This window comes from Bacillus sp. DX3.1, from assembly GCF_030292155.1.
Lineage (GTDB): Bacteria > Bacillota > Bacilli > Bacillales > Bacillaceae_G > Bacillus_A.
The window spans coordinates 4,465,284-4,481,548 of the sequence record NZ_CP128153.1; the positions used below are offsets into that span (position 1 = coordinate 4,465,284).

The window sequence follows — 16,265 nt, forward strand, 5'->3', positions numbered from 1 at the left end:
TACATATCATGGCAGTAGATTCATTTCTAGGAGGTGTCTGATATTGAAAAAATTTATAGCTGTCTTTTGTATACTTGTACTTACCGTTTTTACATTTGTGGCGTGTAATAAAAAAGATGATACAGAGCAGACGCAAAAGATTCGCGTCGGTGAAGTCACGCATTCTCTCTTCTATGCACCGCTGTATGTCGGCATGGAAAAAGGCTTCTTTAAAGAGGAAGGACTAGACATTGACCTGCAAACGACGGCTGGCGGCGATAAAACAATGACTGCACTGTTATCAGGCGGGATTGATGTCGCACTTGTCGGTTCCGAAACATCTATTTATGTTCATCAGCAAGGAGCAAAGGATCCAATTATTAACTTTGCACAGCTCACACAAACAGATGGCACATTTCTTGTCTCACGCAAAAAATTAGACTCCTTTAATTGGAACGATATAAAAGGTGTTACATTCCTTGGCCAAAGAAAAGGCGGTATGCCGCAAATGGTCGGTGAATACGTCCTGAAAAAAAATGGTATTGATCCGCACAAAGATACAAATTTAGTGCAAAACATTGAGTTTGCAAATATTGCAAATGCCTTCGCATCTGGTACAGGGGAATTTGTACAGCTCTTTGAACCGACAGCAAGCATTTTTGAAAAAGAAGGAAAGGGCTACATCGTTGCTTCTTTTGGCGCTGAGTCTGGAACTGTCCCGTACACAACCTTTATGGCAAAACAAAGTTTCTTAAAGAAAGACAAAGTTGCTGCGGAAAAATTCACACGTGCATTATATAGAGCACAGCAATGGGTCGATACACATAGCCCTGAAGAAATCGCAACAGCTGTTACACCACTGTTTAAAGATACTTCAAAAGATATTACCGTAAAAGTAATTGAGCGTTACAAAAAGCAGCATTCCTATGCGACAAATCCATTATTAGATGCGGAAGAATGGACACAGCTGCAAAAGATTATGAAAGAAGCTGGCGAATTACAAAAAGAAGCCCCACACGAGGCGCTCGTTAATACAAAAATTGCCGAAAGCGTTATTAAGAAATAGAGGCGAACCTTATGAGTTTTTTACAAATCACTAACATTTCACACTGTTTTTTTGCAAAAAAACATGCTCGTCTCGTTTTAGAAGATATTAACTTGCACGTAGAAGAAGGCGAATTTATTTCTTTCCTTGGCCCAAGTGGCTGCGGAAAAACAACGCTCCTTTCTATTATTGCAGGTTTATTAAAGCCCATTGAAGGTATCGTCCTTCTTGATGAGGAGCCGATTATAAAATCCACGTCTTCCATGGGCTATATGCTGCAGCAAGATTATTTGTTCCCCTGGAAAACGATTGAAGAAAATATTATGCTTGGACTTCACATTACAAAAACATATCAGTCCGACGCGAAAAATCATACATTGCAGCTCTTACAACAAGTTGGCTTACAAGGGGTAGAAAAACAATATCCACGAGAATTATCTGGCGGTATGCGTCAGCGGGCAGCATTCGTTCGTACACTCGCAACGAACCCGAAAATACTTTTACTTGACGAGCCGTTTTCAGCACTTGACTATCAAACGAAATTAAAATTAGAGGAACTCGTTTTCTCTCTATTACAAACATATAAGAAAACATCCCTTCTCGTAACACATGATATTGAAGAGGCGATTGCCATGAGCGACCGCATTTATTTACTGCAAGCAAACCCTGGAAAAATCGCAAAAATCTTTACTGTACCGGATAGCATTCGTTCCTTGTCACCGTTAGAAGCACGGCAGCATCCTGACTTTCCCGCTCTCTTTCAAGTCATATGGAAGGAGCTTGAACGCCTTGGTTAATATAAAAGCATTACATGAACAGTTCCGAAAAAAAGAACAGCAGCGCACTTGGATGGCTGCAATCTTACAGTTATTGCTTATGATCCTCTTCTTTTCCTTATGGGAAATTGCAAGTAAACAAGAGTGGATTGATCCCCTTCTCTTCAGCTCTCCATCAAGTATTTGGGAATTATTTTTGAGCAAATGGAGCGATGGATCACTTTGGGTTCACATGTGGACGACACTCCTTGAAACAAGTGCAGGATTTATACTGGGAACCGCACTCGGCGCCTTCATTGCAACAATCCTTTGGTGGCTGCCACTGTTAGCCCGTGTATTAGATCCGTATCTTGTGGTTTTAAATGCGATGCCAAAAGTAGCGCTTGGTCCGATTATTATCGTTATTTTTGGTCCGAACATCTCCTCTTCTATCGCAATGGGCGTTATTATTTCGATTATCGTTACCATTCTTGTCATTTACAGCGCCTTCCAAGAAGTTGATTCAAATTATATAAAAGTAATGGAAACATTCGGTGCTAATAAATGGCAATGTTATCAACAAGTCATTTTACCTTCTTCCTTCCCTGCAATCATTTCAACGCTAAAAGTAAACGTTGGATTATCTTGGGTTGGGGTCATTTTCGGAGAACTTCTTGTTTCAAAGCAAGGGCTTGGTTATTTAATTAGCTACGGATTCCAAGTATTTAACTTTACACTTGTCCTGCTAAGTGTTTTACTCACATGTGTCCTCGCAACGCTCATGTATGTGTTCGTTGAAGGATTTGAGAAGCTTATAGTGAAGACGAAAAAAAGAAGCTGACCCAAAATAATTTTTTTGAGTCAGCTCTTTTTCTTTATCCCGCTATTCGCGGGCAGTAATACCCCACCTCAAGATTCTAAGAAAATCAAAGAAGATAGGTGTGGGATAAACTGCCCGTAAAAGCCCGATTGGTGGGGGCTAATAATCAGTGGAGGATGAAGAAAACCCCCACTGATTAAAGTTTCACTTTATTATATTTCTTTTACTTCCTTGGAAATTTTATATAAACCAGATAACACTTCTGCTCGCATTTTTACAAGTTCAGGAAACTGATAGAAGAATGCCATCTTTTTATATTTTAACTCTTCTCCCTCTTTCACTTGCTTCGAATCTTGTAAAACGAATGCTGTAAATGTATCAGCGATATCCTCTGCTACATTAGTTGTTCCATATTCCGAAACGAATTGATCATGCTTCTCTTTGAAAAATTGTATTTGTGCTTCTAAATTTGTTTCAATCTGTTTTTCTTGCCATTCCTTTTCGATTTGTTTCCAAAACGAGTCATAAAATTTATTTATATAGGAATCTGCCTTCGTACAACCTTCTTGCAAAAAAAGATTTTTACATTTTTCTTTATAAGAGGAAATATCTTTATCGTCTTCGAATGCTTGTAAATACTTTTTATCTACCGGAATGTGCGCATCATTTAACGTTAACACGTGAGCTGTTTCATGAATTAGCGTCTTCATAACTTCCTCTATATTCACACCTGAATCAAGCGTATCTAAACTTAATACCCAGTCCTTTGGTTCTTCTGGATTTTGTGCCACATAAGCAAGCATGCCATCATATCCATCTGTTACAATATCAAACTCTTTCATACTTTCTCGATATTTAGCGGGTATGAGTGTACGATAGATCTCCCATAATGTTTCATGATAATCCATATCTTCATGTTGTGCGACAACTTCATCCTTTGCTTCTTTATCCTCAGCAAACACTTTATTTAAACGCTTCTTATCTAGCTTTTCAAAATAAGGATCTGTTATTTCTTCATTATCAATGTAATAAGATGCTAGAAAGAAATAATTTTCATCGTCATCTTTCTTTTGTTCTATCATCTTAATTTCTTCTATACTTTCTATATCCTCTATAGGTTCTTCTAGCTTAGAAAGACTTTCCATCTTTTTATTTACTTTTTGAATCATTTCATCGCCAATCCTAGTGCACTCTTCTTGGTTTTTACATATTTCTTTTTCTTCTACGGCATCTACCGCTTTACTACAACCTGCGATTAAGCAAATGCCTGCAATGAAACATAATAGTTTTACATAAAACTTCCCCATATAGACCTCCCTCATTCCATTCTTATTAGATATAATAATCATTTTTTTGAAAATACGCGATAATTATTTGAAAGAGTTTGCTACTTTTTAGGGAGGCCTAATATGATACGTGCAGTTCTAAGCGAAACTTTAATCAAGCTTTTACGGGAGAAAGCTAAAAGCGTATGTTTCTTAGACAAAACAAAAAGAACTCGGCTCCTTTACTTCGTAAAACAGCCGAGTTCTTCTATATGTTTCATTGTGCGTGCTAATACGTCATCACGCATAATAAAGCTAAATTTTCTATCAGTTTTGATATTATTCGGGATATCTTTTAATAAAACAGACCCCTTCGTTTCTTCGTAGTGCGTATGTGCTTCTACTGCACGAATTGTTGCGAAATAAATGTTTTTAATGATTATTTTGTCTTTTCCAGATACTTTATATTGTCCTATGTAAGTTAAATCAGAAACAATTCCGCCGGTTTCTTCATGAACTTCTCGAACTGCCGCTTCTTCCGGTGTTTCCCCAATTTCTACTTTACCACCTGGAAATTCAAGACCGCGACGTAAATGATGCGTTAATAACCATTGATCCCCGTACCGGCATACAACCCAAACATGCTTTGGCTCAGGAGAAAATGGGTAACGTTCAAACGATAATTGTACAGTGTTGTGGTAATAATCTTTAAATGTGTACATGCCATTACTCCCCTATTGATGGTTACAAGTTTTTTCTTACCACAAATTGTAGCACATTCTGGCTTGTATGCATAATGTTATACGATTACAATCCATTGATTATTCCCATTTGCGCGACTAATTCTTTCGTTTCGTGATCTCCTAGATCATAAATAAGCTTATATGCTTTTTGTAATTGTTCGTCATACCTATCGTTATTAGAATCATGATGATACTCGACATATGGCACATGCGAGCGTACAAAAGAACCAAGATCTTCGCGGTATGCTTGATCAAAATATTCACGTAGTTCGATAATCTCTTCCTCTGTCGCTTGAATGGCAAAGCTATACGTATCTGCCGTTTTCACCTGTGAAATCTCGCCGTTTCCTACCGATATATAGTAGGTTTTCTTATCCATATAACGTTCCTTCTTTCATCATTTTACTTTCTATTGTTTTCAACAATTACAAAATTATGTAAATCACAGTTCTGTTTCATGATAAAATGAAGAAAAGGAGATTTTAGAATGATTAAAATATTAATTATCGCAGTTATTATCGTCATCACCATATTGGTACTCTCTGTGCTGACGATTAATAAAGGATATTCATATAAACATTCAGTGGATTCTGCAGAGGATAATCCTTATGTAGCAAATAAAAAGGATAGTGATAGATAGTATGTTGCGAATACTGCGCGTTTCAATTGCTATCATTGTATAGTCTACTTGCAAATAACAATTCATTTCTTAAACCTTCATAATTTTTCTTAGGAATCTTATTCTTCATCATGGGGATTGAACAGATAAAACAGGAAGATAAAGGCACTGGTTTTATCTTCATTGGTGTAGGAATTTTCGTGTGGGTCGTTCTCATCATAAAGTATCTCATGTAAAACACTCGCATACGGAGGTATAGAATATGCTAAACATATTACGAATTCTCTTAGCACTCATCACGTTAAGTTGTGCCGCTTATTATTTTTATACTGACGATTTCTCTGTATTCCCTTACATGCAATTAGCGTTAGCCTGCATGATGATTATTGTCGGCATTTCTGAAATAAAGGCCACCCGTAAATTCATAGGTATTGGTTGTTTCTTTGTTTCTGGACTTTGTTTGTACGTGTCTATATTAGAATTTCTTCGCTAAATAAAAAAGCTACCCTTTCACAGGCAGCTTCCTCATCTATTAACCAAACACTTTCCCAAGTTCATCTTTATCTTGGCTTAACCAGAAATTCATCAAACGTTTTGCTCCTTCTAAGTCATGAAGCTTCGCTTGACCGCACTGCGTTTCATTTGCCGCAGGGATTTCTGTAATTTGTACCGCATCTTTTAGCGTAAGTTCTAATAAATCAATAATTTCACGAACAGTTGGCGTACCGCTTACAACAAGATAATATCCTGTTTGGCAACCCATTGGTGAAATATCAATAATATCAAAATGTGGATAACGATCAATATACTTACGTAAGTTAAATGCTAATAAATGCTCTAATGTATGAATAACATCCGGTTTCATCGCTTGTTTATTTGGCTGACAGAAACGAATATCAAATTTATTTACAATACCGTCACTACCCACTTGATGAACACCACAATGTCTTACATAAGGTGCTTTTACAATCGTATGATCTAATTCAAAGCTTTCTACTGATGGCATAATCATCTCTCCCACTTTCATTTTAATTCCGGTATATCCAATATGATATACCGGAATTCACAAATAGTAAAGCATTATGTACAGTTATGCTACAATACTAGAAGAATATGCTGAAAAGGAGATCGTTATGAAACAGATTTTTATCGGTATTATACGCTTTTATCAAAAGTTTATTTCCCCGATGACACCACCAACATGCCGTTTCTATCCAACATGTTCCCATTATGGATTAGAATCATTTCAAAAACATGGTGCATTAAAGGGGTTATGGCTAACAGTAAAGCGTATTTTAAAATGTCATCCTTTTCATCCAGGAGGATTTGACCCCGTCCCGGACAAAAAGGAAAAAGGAAATTAAGCTTCGTAGCCATTCACAACAAGGTCTAATTTACCTGTATCAGGATGAATCACAAGACCATGTACAGGTACTTCTGCCGGAAGTAGCGGGTGGTTACGAAGTACAGAAACGCTGTGCTTTACACTTTCTTTTGAACTAGGGAATCCTCCTAAAAATTTCTCTAAATCAATTCCAGAATAACGAAGTGTATCTAATTTTTCTTCTGTCACGCCGCGCTCTTTCATTTTTTCAATTGTACTGCTCGCCTGAATTTTTGTCATCCCACAATCATGGTGACCAACAACACATACTTCATCTGCACCAAGCTCATAAACAGCAACTAAAATACTACGCATAATACTTCCAAATGGATGTGAAATAACAGCACCCGCTACTTTAATAATTTTCACGTCACCATTACGCATATTCATTGCTTTTGGCAATAATTCAACAAGGCGTGTATCCATACAAGAAATGATAACCATTTTTTTATTTGGAAACTTTCCAGTTTCGTACTCTTCATATTTTTTCTCTTCAACGAATTTTTCATTGTACTGCAAAATTTCTTCTAATGACTTCATAGTAAAAAGACCCTCTTTTCTCTCATTTAAACTACATACTAAGTGTACCAAAATCTAAAAAATCCCAAAAGTATATTACTTTATTGTAAATATATAATTTTTCAGACAATCGACATAATTCTTTCAAAATATACACACACCTCTGTAACAACTCCCCTCCACTTTGCTCATCTTCTCACTATAAACTATATGTAGATAATGTTAAAAAGGAGTGAATCTTTATTATGTCCGACGTTCTATTACTAAGTCGTTTTCAATTTGCAATTACTATCTTTTATCATTTCTTGTTTGTACCGTTAACAATCGGACTTGTTATTTTAGTAGCGTGTATGGAAACACAATATGCACGTACATTAAATCCAACGTATAGAAAAATGGCAAATTTCTGGGGTAAGCTATTTACAATTAACTTCGTCATGGGGATTATAACCGGGATTACAATGGAGTTCCAATTCGGAACAAACTGGTCTGAGTACTCGAAATATATGGGAGATATTTTCGGATCACCACTCGCAATAGAAGCACTTGTTGCTTTCTTCTTAGAATCTACTTTCATGGGAATTTGGCTGTTTGGGAAAGATAAAATCTCACCAAAGTTCCGTGCTTTTTGTATGTGGATGGTTGCTCTTGGAACAAATATTTCGGCACTTTGGATTATTACGGCAAACGGCTTTATGCAAAACCCTGTTGGCTACGTGATACGTAACAATCGTGCTGAATTAAATGATTTTTGGGCACTTGTAACAAACCCATATGCATGGCATATCTTCTTCCATACAGTTGTTGGGTGCTATATCGTTGGAGCATTCTTCGTTATGGCGATTAGTGCCTATCATTTGTTACGCAAAAATGACGTGGAATTCTTTAAGAAATCCTTTAAATTCGGATTAATCTTAGGATTATTAGCAGCAACTGCAACACCTTTCATCGGTCACCAATCCGGTGCCTTCGCTGCCAAAATGCAACCTGCAAAAGGTGCAGCAATGGAAGCAGTTTGGGAAACTGGAAAAGGACAAGGTTTTTCAATCATTCAAATTCCTGATGTGAAAAACGAGAAAAACTTCGAACTTTTCACAATTCCAAAACTCGGCAGCTTCTTCTATACAAACTCATTTGATGGAGAAATTGTCGGTTTGAAAGATATTCCGAAAGAAGATCGTCCAAACGTAAATCTTGTTTATTACAGCTTTCGTTTAATGGTCGCGCTTGGCGTATTCTTCATGGCACTAACATGGTTTGGTTTCTATTTAAACCGTAAAGGAAAACTAGAAAACTCAAAACGATTCTTAAAAATTACAATGTGGTCTGTATTACTTCCATATATTGCGATTAACGCTGGTTGGATTGTTGCAGAAGCAGGGCGTCAACCATGGACAGTATACAAATTGATGCGTACCGCTGAAGCTGTCTCACCAATTTCAGTACCACAAATTTGGTTCTCGTTAATTAGTTTAATATTATTCTACACATTACTCTTAATCGCCGATGTATACCTCATGCTGAAGTTCGCGAAAAAAGGACCAGCGGCATTAGAAGAATCTAATCAAGGGGGTGCAGCTCATGTCTCATGATATGCTTGCAGTTATTTGGTTCGGTTTATGGGGCGTGATTTGGACAGTTTACTTTATTCTCGATGGCTATGCACTTGGTAACGGAATGATCTTCCCGTTCGTTACAAAAGATCGCCAAGAACGAAATCAAATGCAAGAAGCGATCGGACCGTTCTGGGGTGGCAATGAAGTATGGTTAATTACAGCAGGCGGTGCAACATTTGCCGCTTTCCCTATCACATATGCAAATATGTTTAGTTACTTATATACACCATTATTTTTAGTATTACTCGCTCTTTTCGCTCGTGCAGCAGGACTTGAATTTATGCATAAAGATGATTCACCAATTTGGCAAAGTGTTTGTAAATGGGCATTCGCAATTGGTAGCTTCCTCATCGCATTCTTATTCGGTGTCACATTTGCAAATCTATACTATGGACTGCAAATCGGGAAAGACGGCTATGAAGGAACATTATTCAGCTTATTAAACCATTACGGTATTTTAGGCGGTCTTTTCTTCACAGCAATCTTTGTCGTATCTGGTGCACTTTGGGTCATGATTAAAACGTCTGGCGAAGTATCAGATCGCGCTTATAAAATTGCAAAACCATTTTCAATGGCAGCTGCAGTTATTCTAGCTATCTTCTATGTGGCAACTGCAAACCGTACAAACTTATTCCAAAACTTTACCGAATATCCTGTACTATTCATTCTTCCAGTACTTGCAATGTTAATGAGCGTCATAACAATCATTATGATTTTAAAACACAAAATTGGATTCGCATTCACATTTGTTTGTCTAACAATCGCAATGTTTATGACAACTGGTTTTGCAGGCATGTTCCCAAGAATGTTGCCATCACGTATTAACGATGCATATAGTACAACTTTATATCAAGCGGCCGGCAGTGAATTAAACTTAAAAATTATGTTCTTCGTCGCGATGGTAATGGTACCAATCGTTATCGGATATCAGCTATGGAGCTACAGTATCTTCAAAGAAAAAATTCATAAAGATTCTGCGAAAGGATATCACTAAAATGAAAAAAGGCACTCGAAATGAGTGTCTTTTTTGCCTACACGTATGATTTTCAATAAGATGTTAAGTTTCCAATTCAACGATTTTGCCAAAGAAGAATGATCAACAGCTTTCATTGAAACCATATCATACAAAATATGCAGCAACTCTATGCAACTTTACATATAGCTTTTATAGCGTAAATTGTAATCCTTGATCATTAGCATCCTTATCATAGACATCTGTAGCACTAATCCCATTAAAAGCTTTCACAGTAAATCCTACATTAGAGGATCCGGAACCGTTATATGCTTTCGTTTGCTCTATTGGGTGTACATTGTATTTATCCCCTAGATTAATTGAACCATTACAGTTTTCTATAATCACACCATCGATAACAGCAGGCATCGTATCACTCACTTTCATTATGTTATTTTTCATTTTATGAAGAACGCCTAAAAAAATAGCATGTTTAGAAAAAAAAAGACACTCCAAAGAGTGCCCTTCCCTAACTTAAACCACTTTACTTTTAATATATCGCTTTGAATATATTTTACCATATTTATCTATATTGTTTATTGAGAAAATTTAAAATGATTATTTTTCTAACTATATTCTTCTAAATAATGTAATATAGTGAAATGAAACTTGAATCTATAACAATCATATAAAGTGAAACTTTAATCAGTGGGGGTTTTCTTCATCCCCCACTGATTATTAGTTGAACCAATCGGGCTTTTACGGGCAGTTTATCCCCCACCTATCTTCTTTGTTTCTCTCTGAATCTTGAGGTGGGGGTCTTACTGCCCGTTAATGCGGGATAAAAAATGAGGTGTTTACAGAAATTATGTTTTTTGAAATCATTACTCTTATTTTACTAATTATTTTTCTAACTTTTTATTTAAAAGACCCTAGAAGAATAATAAACGGTTTTCTATTCAACATGTTTTTTTGCTCGTTTCTTATTCTTTGCCTTTATTTAGCTTTTAGCTCAAATAGTTCTTTATTCAGAATGATTGCTATTATACCATTTTTTACCATTCTCTTTATGCTAACCTTTGGCTTATTTGCCCTAATGATCGGTATGTTTTTAAATGCAAAAATTTTGATGAGAAAAGAAGGTCGGCGTTTTTCTAATTGTTTAACTTTACTGTTAGGCATAGGACTTTTGATATTTATATTATTCTCTATCATTGATCCAACTCGCTTTTTATCGCCTAATCTTCAGCCTATGTTTACAGGCGTGTCTTTTATTATTTTATATTTCTTTATACACTTATCGAATTTCTTAACAGCCTATTTCCTTTATCAATTCAACAGACCAAAATACAACCAAGATTTTATTATCGTTCTTGGCAGCGGATTAATTAATGATAAAGTTCCTCCACTTTTGGCTAGTAGAATCAATAAAGCGATTGATTTTTATCGAAAACAAGCAGCTATCTCTTCTCCACCTACAATCATTTTCTCTGGTGGACAAGGTCCAGATGAAAATCTTCCTGAAGCAGAAGCGATGCAAATGTATGCTGTTGAAAAAGGCATCCCTATTGAACATACAATACAAGAAAATCGTTCTGTAAATACGTATCAGAACATGCTCTTCTCAAAACAAATTATGGATTCGCTAAAAGACAAGTATAGAAGTATCTTTACAACGAACAATTTCCACCTTTTCCGTGCTGGCTTATACGCGAGACAAGCTGGACTCAAGAGCCAAGGAATCGGATCAAAAACAGCTTTCTATTATTGGCCAAATGCAATGATTCGAGAATATATTGCGATTGTTGTTATGGGGCGTCAGCGTCATACTAAGGTAGTAGGAGCCATTTTGGGTCTTTCTATCCTTGGAACAGTCCTTAGCTTTTTATTTAGTTAACTTATAGAAGAAAAGCCCAAGAAGCATATACTCTGCTTCTTGGGCTTTCCTCTTTATCTTCTCTTCATAATCTTCCCAGAACCGCCAACCCTTGTTTTAGGGGGAGACGTATTTCTTGGCGGGCTTTTAATTGATGATTTCGGTTTTACATCTGATCCACTAGAACCACCCGGTGATTTTATGATTTTCCCTTTATTCTCTGTAGACGGCGGGATAGTCTTACTTCCTTTTTCCGTAACACTACCTTTATCACCTACAGATGTTTTTGGTTCTTGTATCTTATCACTTCTCTTAATAATAGAGCCCTTACCTTGTTTCGTAATTGGCGGTGGTGTTTTTTTCTCTTCTTTTGTAGGCGGCCTTTCTGGAATAACCGGTTTATGATTTTTCCGGTCTGTATATCCGCGGTAATCGCCATGATAGGATTTACGTGAATCAAATATATCATCTAATATACTTGCCAAAATATAACCTTGTAAAAAGGATGGCTGATAATTTTGACGAACATACTCATTATTACTTATTTCAATTAATGTATCCGACGGCTTCTCTTTATCCTTCTGAAGATTATATAGTTTATCAGAATAAACAAGGAACATCTGATTGTCATCTTCTTTAGATGCTTGTTTTGGTTCCTTTTCATCAATCAATTCCTTCGCAACTTGAGGAACTGACCGATTAGCGGCCCTATACACATATGATTCCTGCTTGCCGTCTTTTGCAACAGATTCTAATGGGTAACGGTCTTGAATAGACTTTTCATTTTGACCATTTTGGCAACCCGATAAAGCATAGCCAGCAATTACAAGCAACGTAACGATGGCAAGGATAGGGATTACGAACGATTTAATCATGGTAAACAATCGATTTGACATGATTGCGCCCCCTTACGTTGCCCTTATAATTTGTACATCAGCAGTAAGAATCGATTCTCCCTCGTACATCATCGTACGTCCATCTTGCCACTCAATGCGCAATAATTTACGATTGTCGGATTGGAACTCCCACACGTGTTGTTCATCAGATACTGCAAATGGAGTCTTACCCATCACGACAACGCGCCCGTTATATTGTTCTTCCATATGATATTCTATATCATCCATTTCAATTGTCGTTGGAACTTCATTTATAGAATCTAAACGCCCATCGATTGGTGCATACAGTTTATAATAAGTGCTTTCACGGTTTTCAATTTTTAAATAGCGAATTGTCTTTCCGTCCTGCAATGTTAAAACAATTTCACCACGAGAATGCATACTAGTTTTTCCGATCAATTCGTACATCACTAATGAAACTTCAATCATATCCCCAGGCGCTAACGTGAGTAAAGTTTTCTCTGGTTTCGCAGGCTCAGGACTTTTCATTATATTTTTAATTCGTTTAAATAAGCTCAAGGAACTATCCCACCTTTTCTCGTTATAGACACGCTGCTAAAATAAGGGCACCGACAATATGTAACGAACCGGCCAACAAAGCATGCGCTACATGCCCTTGCTTCGTTCCTTCTTCTAAATCTAAACCAACTACTTTTTTCAAAATAAGTTCGATAAACATTTCTACAACTAATAAAATAACGAATGAAACCGCCGATACAAACAGTGCCTGCCATAAATCATTTGCTTTCGTAATCGATTGTGACAAAATATATCCTTGCGCAAACAACTTCATAATAAAGCGCGTTGTCACAGCTATATTTCCTTTTTTGATTTCCGCTAAATCGTTATATTTTGTAAATATAGAATCAATCCACATAAGTGCAAATAAAAGAACAGCACCTGCTCCTGTCCAGATAAGCATGGCTAAAACATTCATCCATGTCATTCCAAAACCTCCTCAGGGAAAATAATAGAAAACCGACATGATTGATTTCCATGACATGTCGGTTCCTTTGTCTATTCTATCTTATTTCTCATACTGCTTCATAATGCGAGCTAATTCATCATCTACAGCTGAGTTTTTATTTAGACTTGCGAATTCCTCATCTAATGATTTTTCTTTTTTGTAGATTTCTCCACTTGCTTCTGCTTCTGCCTCTAATTGAAGAGCTTTTTCTTCCATACGACTTAAGCCAGCTTTTGCTGTATTTGCATCAAATCCAGACATTGCTTTATTAATATTTTTTTGTGCTTTCGCTGCATTTACACGCGCTACAAGTGTTTCACGTTTATTTTTCAGTTCAGTTAATTGCTTACGCATTTCTTCTAATTTTGCACGCAGATTATCAGCAGCTGCTTTATTTTGTTCGTAGCTCGCTTTATATTCGTTCATCTTTTGCTCTGCATTTTGCTTCTCTTCTAGAGCACGGCGCGCAAGATCAAGGTTACTTGCTTGAACAGCCATATGTGCTTGTTCTTCACGTTTCTTTACAAGCGCTTCTTGTTCTTCATATAATAATTTAAACTTTTTCTCAAGCGCAATTTGAGCTGCTACACTCTTCTCAGCTTCTTGTACATCCTCTTGCATATCGCGTAAATATTGATCCGTCATCTTAACTGGATCTTCTGCCTTTTCAATTAATGCATACACATTTGACATCGTTAAATCTCTTAATCGTTTAAAAACAGACATTCAAATTCCTCCTATTAATTACTTCATATTTCAAATTCAACTTCCGTAAAAATTAAAGAATTCTCCCTTTACAGTAAGAATATTCATTTTCAAAGCCTATTTGTTTATTATAACAAAACTAAAATGCCCTTACATATTATTTCTTGAATATATAAATTATAATATGACATTCTCTTCACAACATTTCCTCATACTACATACTTACTTTCTACACCCTATAATATTGCTACTTTTCAGAATGATTAGCCAGTCAATTTTGATTTAATATCTATCTAATATGGTAGTTAATTACAATTATTATTTTTGGCTATTGGAAATTTCAAGTCAACTTCTTTTATATAATCAATTTTATCGGAAATTCACACAACATGTCCAAACCATATAACTTTGTTTAGAATATGATGTATGAAAGATATATGTATAGTTTGCCTTATACGCACAAACATCTCCACCCTACATGGTATCAACATTCGAACAAGCCTCCAATCTTGGAGGCATTAGAACACTTTCTCGTTTACGAGAAAGTGTTTTTACTTTGGTATAAAAATGAACACTAAAGTTTAATAAAGCCTATTAAAAAATGAAGAAAATACATTGTATACCGTATTTATGCGAGGTTGACATAAAATCCGTTATAGGTAGCAAAAATATTAATGCCGTAATTAAACTAAAAAAGAATCCCTTCTGACTATTGGGATCCTTTTTCTTTTCTAAAAAATGCCCACACAAATGATCTGTACATCAATTATCCTTTGATGTACAGATCATTTGTGTGATAATTTTTACAGATAAGTGCAAAATGATAAACTTACATGAATGCTTTTAAAAGTTCTTGTACCATTGGAATTACTGCACCTACAAATTTTAAAACAGCCATTGCGATTTCCATACTATTTACCTCCTTTTATCTTATATTAAAATGTAGTGAATCTTTATATCCCTATTATAGTGAGCGTTTATATCAATATCAATACATTTTAATATGCAATATTTCATAAAATATAAATGGTTTATTTTGTTATAATTATAAAGGTGAATTGTTCATCCAACGATTCATAACAACGCATATCTATTAATAATGCAACCCTAATTACGCACAAAGGGAGAAGAATGTTTATCATTCTTCTCCCTTTTATATTTTAACGAACCTAGCATATCTATCTTAAGAAAGTGCTTGCATACAATTACTTACTATATAAATACAAATTAAAAAACCGATATAAAACCCTTCTTTTTAGGTGAGAGAGAGCATCCGTTCATGCATAGAAGCGGCCAGATCCTTTTCCTGCCCAGACATAGTGAAAACAAAGAGAGAAAACGAGTGCAGGTCACCTTTTGTTATCTATAGCCGCGGCTATATGTCGAAAAATCAAAATGGATTTATATAGATCCCTTTTCTTCCTATCTTTTTACAACCCGATAAAGTGAAACTTCCATTTGTAAAAATCACTGATAAATCCCTTTAATATTTTGGTATCAATAACCAATTTATGGGTTATTCTAATAAAAACTATTTAGATCCGTATCCTGATATAGTGGAGGTATGTATGATGTATTATGTGAAATTAATTAAGGGACAATCTTTCTATGCCTTTGATCATCGTTTCTTATTACATCAAGAGGAACAAGTTACACAAAAAATTTTTAAATACCTGTGCAAAAATGATTTTTTTGAAGTACGCAAAGACGAGAGCTCTCCCATTATAAAAAAGAACAAGGAAAATAGGCATTCGTCGTCTAGTCAAACATTTGTGTGAATGAGGTCATATGTAATACAAAAAAGGATAGATAAAGCTAATATTCTTTGCTTGTATCTATCCTTCTCTTTTACTGTATATATAATGTGTAACATTATATACCTTTAGTATTAAGTTAATTACCTATAACCTTGACTTTTGATAAAATATCTAGATTAACTTCCGTTTAACTACTTATGAGCAGTCATATCAGGACTACAACTATTTGACTGACATGACTTATTCAGCGAACACGCTGCACATTTTCCTTTTTTACTTCTCTTTACAAAATTGATTAACGTATATCCTGCATACCCAAAAATGACAGCTCCAATTACAATATTGACTATCATTATGATACATCTCC

Annotated in this window: 21 protein-coding genes and 1 pseudogene; 11 read left to right on the forward strand and 11 right to left on the reverse strand. The window is 35.7% G+C overall.

The window, feature by feature from the left end; genetic code table 11:
* Positions 1-43 precede the first annotated feature (43 nt).
* The 3 genes from QRE67_RS22405 to QRE67_RS22415 are packed head-to-tail and all read left to right on the forward strand — an operon-like array spanning position 44 to position 2,620.
* Positions 44-1,045, forward strand: a complete 1,002-nt coding sequence (locus QRE67_RS22405) for an ABC transporter substrate-binding protein (RefSeq protein WP_286122385.1) — start codon at positions 44-46, stop codon at positions 1,043-1,045.
* A gap of 11 nt (positions 1,046-1,056) precedes the next feature.
* Positions 1,057-1,821 carry an ABC transporter ATP-binding protein gene (locus QRE67_RS22410; RefSeq protein WP_286122386.1) on the forward strand — a complete coding sequence of 255 codons (765 nt, stop codon included), beginning with the start codon at positions 1,057-1,059 and terminating at the stop codon, positions 1,819-1,821.
* Positions 1,814-2,620, forward strand: coding sequence for an ABC transporter permease (locus tag QRE67_RS22415; RefSeq protein WP_286122387.1), 807 nt, complete (start codon positions 1,814-1,816; stop codon positions 2,618-2,620). Before QRE67_RS22410 ends, QRE67_RS22415 begins: the two co-directional genes overlap by 8 nt.
* 191 nt (positions 2,621-2,811) lie before the next feature.
* Here the strand turns inward: QRE67_RS22415 and QRE67_RS22420 are convergent, their stop codons facing one another.
* From QRE67_RS22420 to QRE67_RS22430, 3 genes are all read right to left on the reverse strand, one after another.
* Positions 2,812-3,906 (reverse strand): recombinase family protein, encoded by a 1,095-nt coding sequence (locus QRE67_RS22420; RefSeq protein ID WP_286122388.1) that lies wholly within the window; start codon positions 3,904-3,906, stop codon positions 2,812-2,814.
* Positions 3,907-4,106: 200 nt separating this feature from the next.
* Positions 4,107-4,586: an antimutator 8-oxo-(dGTP/GTP)ase gene (gene mutTA, locus QRE67_RS22425; RefSeq protein WP_286122389.1), complete on the reverse strand. Its 480-nt coding sequence runs from the start codon at positions 4,584-4,586 to the stop codon at positions 4,107-4,109.
* Between the two features lie 85 nt (positions 4,587-4,671).
* Positions 4,672-4,986, reverse strand: a complete 315-nt coding sequence (locus tag QRE67_RS22430) for a hydrolase (protein WP_286122390.1) — start codon at positions 4,984-4,986, stop codon at positions 4,672-4,674.
* A 108-nt stretch (positions 4,987-5,094) separates the two neighbouring features.
* Between QRE67_RS22430 and ytzI the strand changes: the two genes are divergently transcribed.
* The 3 genes from ytzI (at position 5,095) to QRE67_RS22445 (ending at position 5,719) form a co-directional block, all read left to right on the forward strand.
* Complete coding sequence (gene ytzI / locus QRE67_RS22435) at positions 5,095-5,247, forward strand: YtzI protein (RefSeq protein ID WP_286122391.1); 153 nt, start codon at positions 5,095-5,097, stop codon at positions 5,245-5,247.
* A 95-nt stretch (positions 5,248-5,342) separates the two neighbouring features.
* Complete coding sequence (locus tag QRE67_RS28945) at positions 5,343-5,462, forward strand: DUF3953 domain-containing protein (RefSeq protein ID WP_483298716.1); 120 nt, start codon at positions 5,343-5,345, stop codon at positions 5,460-5,462.
* Between the two features lie 26 nt (positions 5,463-5,488).
* Positions 5,489-5,719 (forward strand): DUF3953 domain-containing protein, encoded by a 231-nt coding sequence (locus tag QRE67_RS22445; protein WP_286122392.1) that lies wholly within the window; start codon positions 5,489-5,491, stop codon positions 5,717-5,719.
* Between the two features lie 39 nt (positions 5,720-5,758).
* Here QRE67_RS22445 and luxS read toward each other — a convergent pair whose 3' ends face one another.
* Positions 5,759-6,232 carry an S-ribosylhomocysteine lyase LuxS gene (gene luxS, locus QRE67_RS22450; RefSeq protein ID WP_286122393.1) on the reverse strand — a complete coding sequence of 158 codons (474 nt, stop codon included), beginning with the start codon at positions 6,230-6,232 and terminating at the stop codon, positions 5,759-5,761.
* Positions 6,233-6,359: 127 nt separating this feature from the next.
* On the opposite strand from luxS, the gene yidD reads away from it, so the two are divergent.
* Positions 6,360-6,590, forward strand: a complete 231-nt coding sequence (gene yidD, locus QRE67_RS22455; protein WP_286122394.1) for a membrane protein insertion efficiency factor YidD — start codon at positions 6,360-6,362, stop codon at positions 6,588-6,590.
* On the opposite strand, the gene QRE67_RS22460 is transcribed toward yidD, so the two are convergent.
* On the reverse strand, positions 6,587-7,150 hold the full coding sequence (locus QRE67_RS22460) for a beta-class carbonic anhydrase (RefSeq protein ID WP_286122395.1): 564 nt from the start codon (positions 7,148-7,150) through the stop codon (positions 6,587-6,589). The two genes, yidD and QRE67_RS22460, sit on opposite strands and share 4 nt — an antisense overlap.
* A gap of 224 nt (positions 7,151-7,374) precedes the next feature.
* Between QRE67_RS22460 and cydA the strand changes: the two genes are divergently transcribed.
* Complete coding sequence (cydA, locus tag QRE67_RS22465) at positions 7,375-8,721, forward strand: cytochrome ubiquinol oxidase subunit I (RefSeq protein ID WP_286122396.1); 1,347 nt, start codon at positions 7,375-7,377, stop codon at positions 8,719-8,721.
* Positions 8,711-9,739: a cytochrome d ubiquinol oxidase subunit II gene (gene cydB / locus QRE67_RS22470; protein WP_286122397.1), complete on the forward strand. Its 1,029-nt coding sequence runs from the start codon at positions 8,711-8,713 to the stop codon at positions 9,737-9,739. The genes cydA and cydB overlap by 11 nt, the downstream gene beginning before the upstream one ends.
* A 171-nt stretch (positions 9,740-9,910) precedes the next feature.
* On the opposite strand, the gene QRE67_RS22475 is transcribed toward cydB, so the two are convergent.
* Positions 9,911-10,144 carry a spore germination protein gene (locus tag QRE67_RS22475; RefSeq protein WP_286125359.1) on the reverse strand — a complete coding sequence of 78 codons (234 nt, stop codon included), beginning with the start codon at positions 10,142-10,144 and terminating at the stop codon, positions 9,911-9,913.
* 421 nt (positions 10,145-10,565) lie between these two features.
* Here QRE67_RS22475 and QRE67_RS22480 point away from each other — a divergent pair, with 421 nt between their 5' ends.
* Positions 10,566-11,594, forward strand: coding sequence for a YdcF family protein (locus QRE67_RS22480; protein ID WP_286122398.1), 1,029 nt, complete (start codon positions 10,566-10,568; stop codon positions 11,592-11,594).
* A gap of 53 nt (positions 11,595-11,647) precedes the next feature.
* Here the strand turns inward: QRE67_RS22480 and QRE67_RS22485 are convergent, their stop codons facing one another.
* The 4 genes from QRE67_RS22485 to QRE67_RS22500 all read right to left on the reverse strand — a co-directional run bounded on the left by QRE67_RS22485 (position 11,648) and on the right by QRE67_RS22500 (position 14,162).
* On the reverse strand, positions 11,648-12,469 hold the full coding sequence (locus QRE67_RS22485; protein ID WP_286122399.1) for a DUF4247 domain-containing protein: 822 nt from the start codon (positions 12,467-12,469) through the stop codon (positions 11,648-11,650).
* 12 nt (positions 12,470-12,481) lie between these two features.
* Positions 12,482-12,988: a DUF4178 domain-containing protein gene (locus QRE67_RS22490; protein ID WP_286122400.1), complete on the reverse strand. Its 507-nt coding sequence runs from the start codon at positions 12,986-12,988 to the stop codon at positions 12,482-12,484.
* 22 nt (positions 12,989-13,010) lie between these two features.
* A complete protein-coding gene (locus QRE67_RS22495; protein ID WP_286122401.1) occupies positions 13,011-13,415 on the reverse strand; it encodes a DUF350 domain-containing protein in 405 nt (134 codons plus the stop codon).
* An 81-nt stretch (positions 13,416-13,496) separates the two neighbouring features.
* The gene (locus QRE67_RS22500; protein WP_286122402.1) at positions 13,497-14,162 is read right to left on the reverse strand and encodes a PspA/IM30 family protein; all 666 of its coding nucleotides are present in this window, start codon (positions 14,160-14,162) and stop codon (positions 13,497-13,499) included.
* Positions 14,163-15,712: 1,550 nt separating this feature from the next.
* Here QRE67_RS22500 and QRE67_RS22505 point away from each other — a divergent pair.
* A pseudogene (locus QRE67_RS22505) lies at positions 15,713-15,859 on the forward strand (YqbF domain-containing protein); the annotation flags it as partial.
* Between the two features lie 230 nt (positions 15,860-16,089).
* Here the strand turns inward: QRE67_RS22505 and QRE67_RS22510 are convergent.
* Entirely contained in the window at positions 16,090-16,251 is a 162-nt protein-coding gene (locus QRE67_RS22510) for a FeoB-associated Cys-rich membrane protein (protein ID WP_286122403.1), read from the reverse strand.
* Positions 16,252-16,265 lie beyond the last annotated feature (14 nt).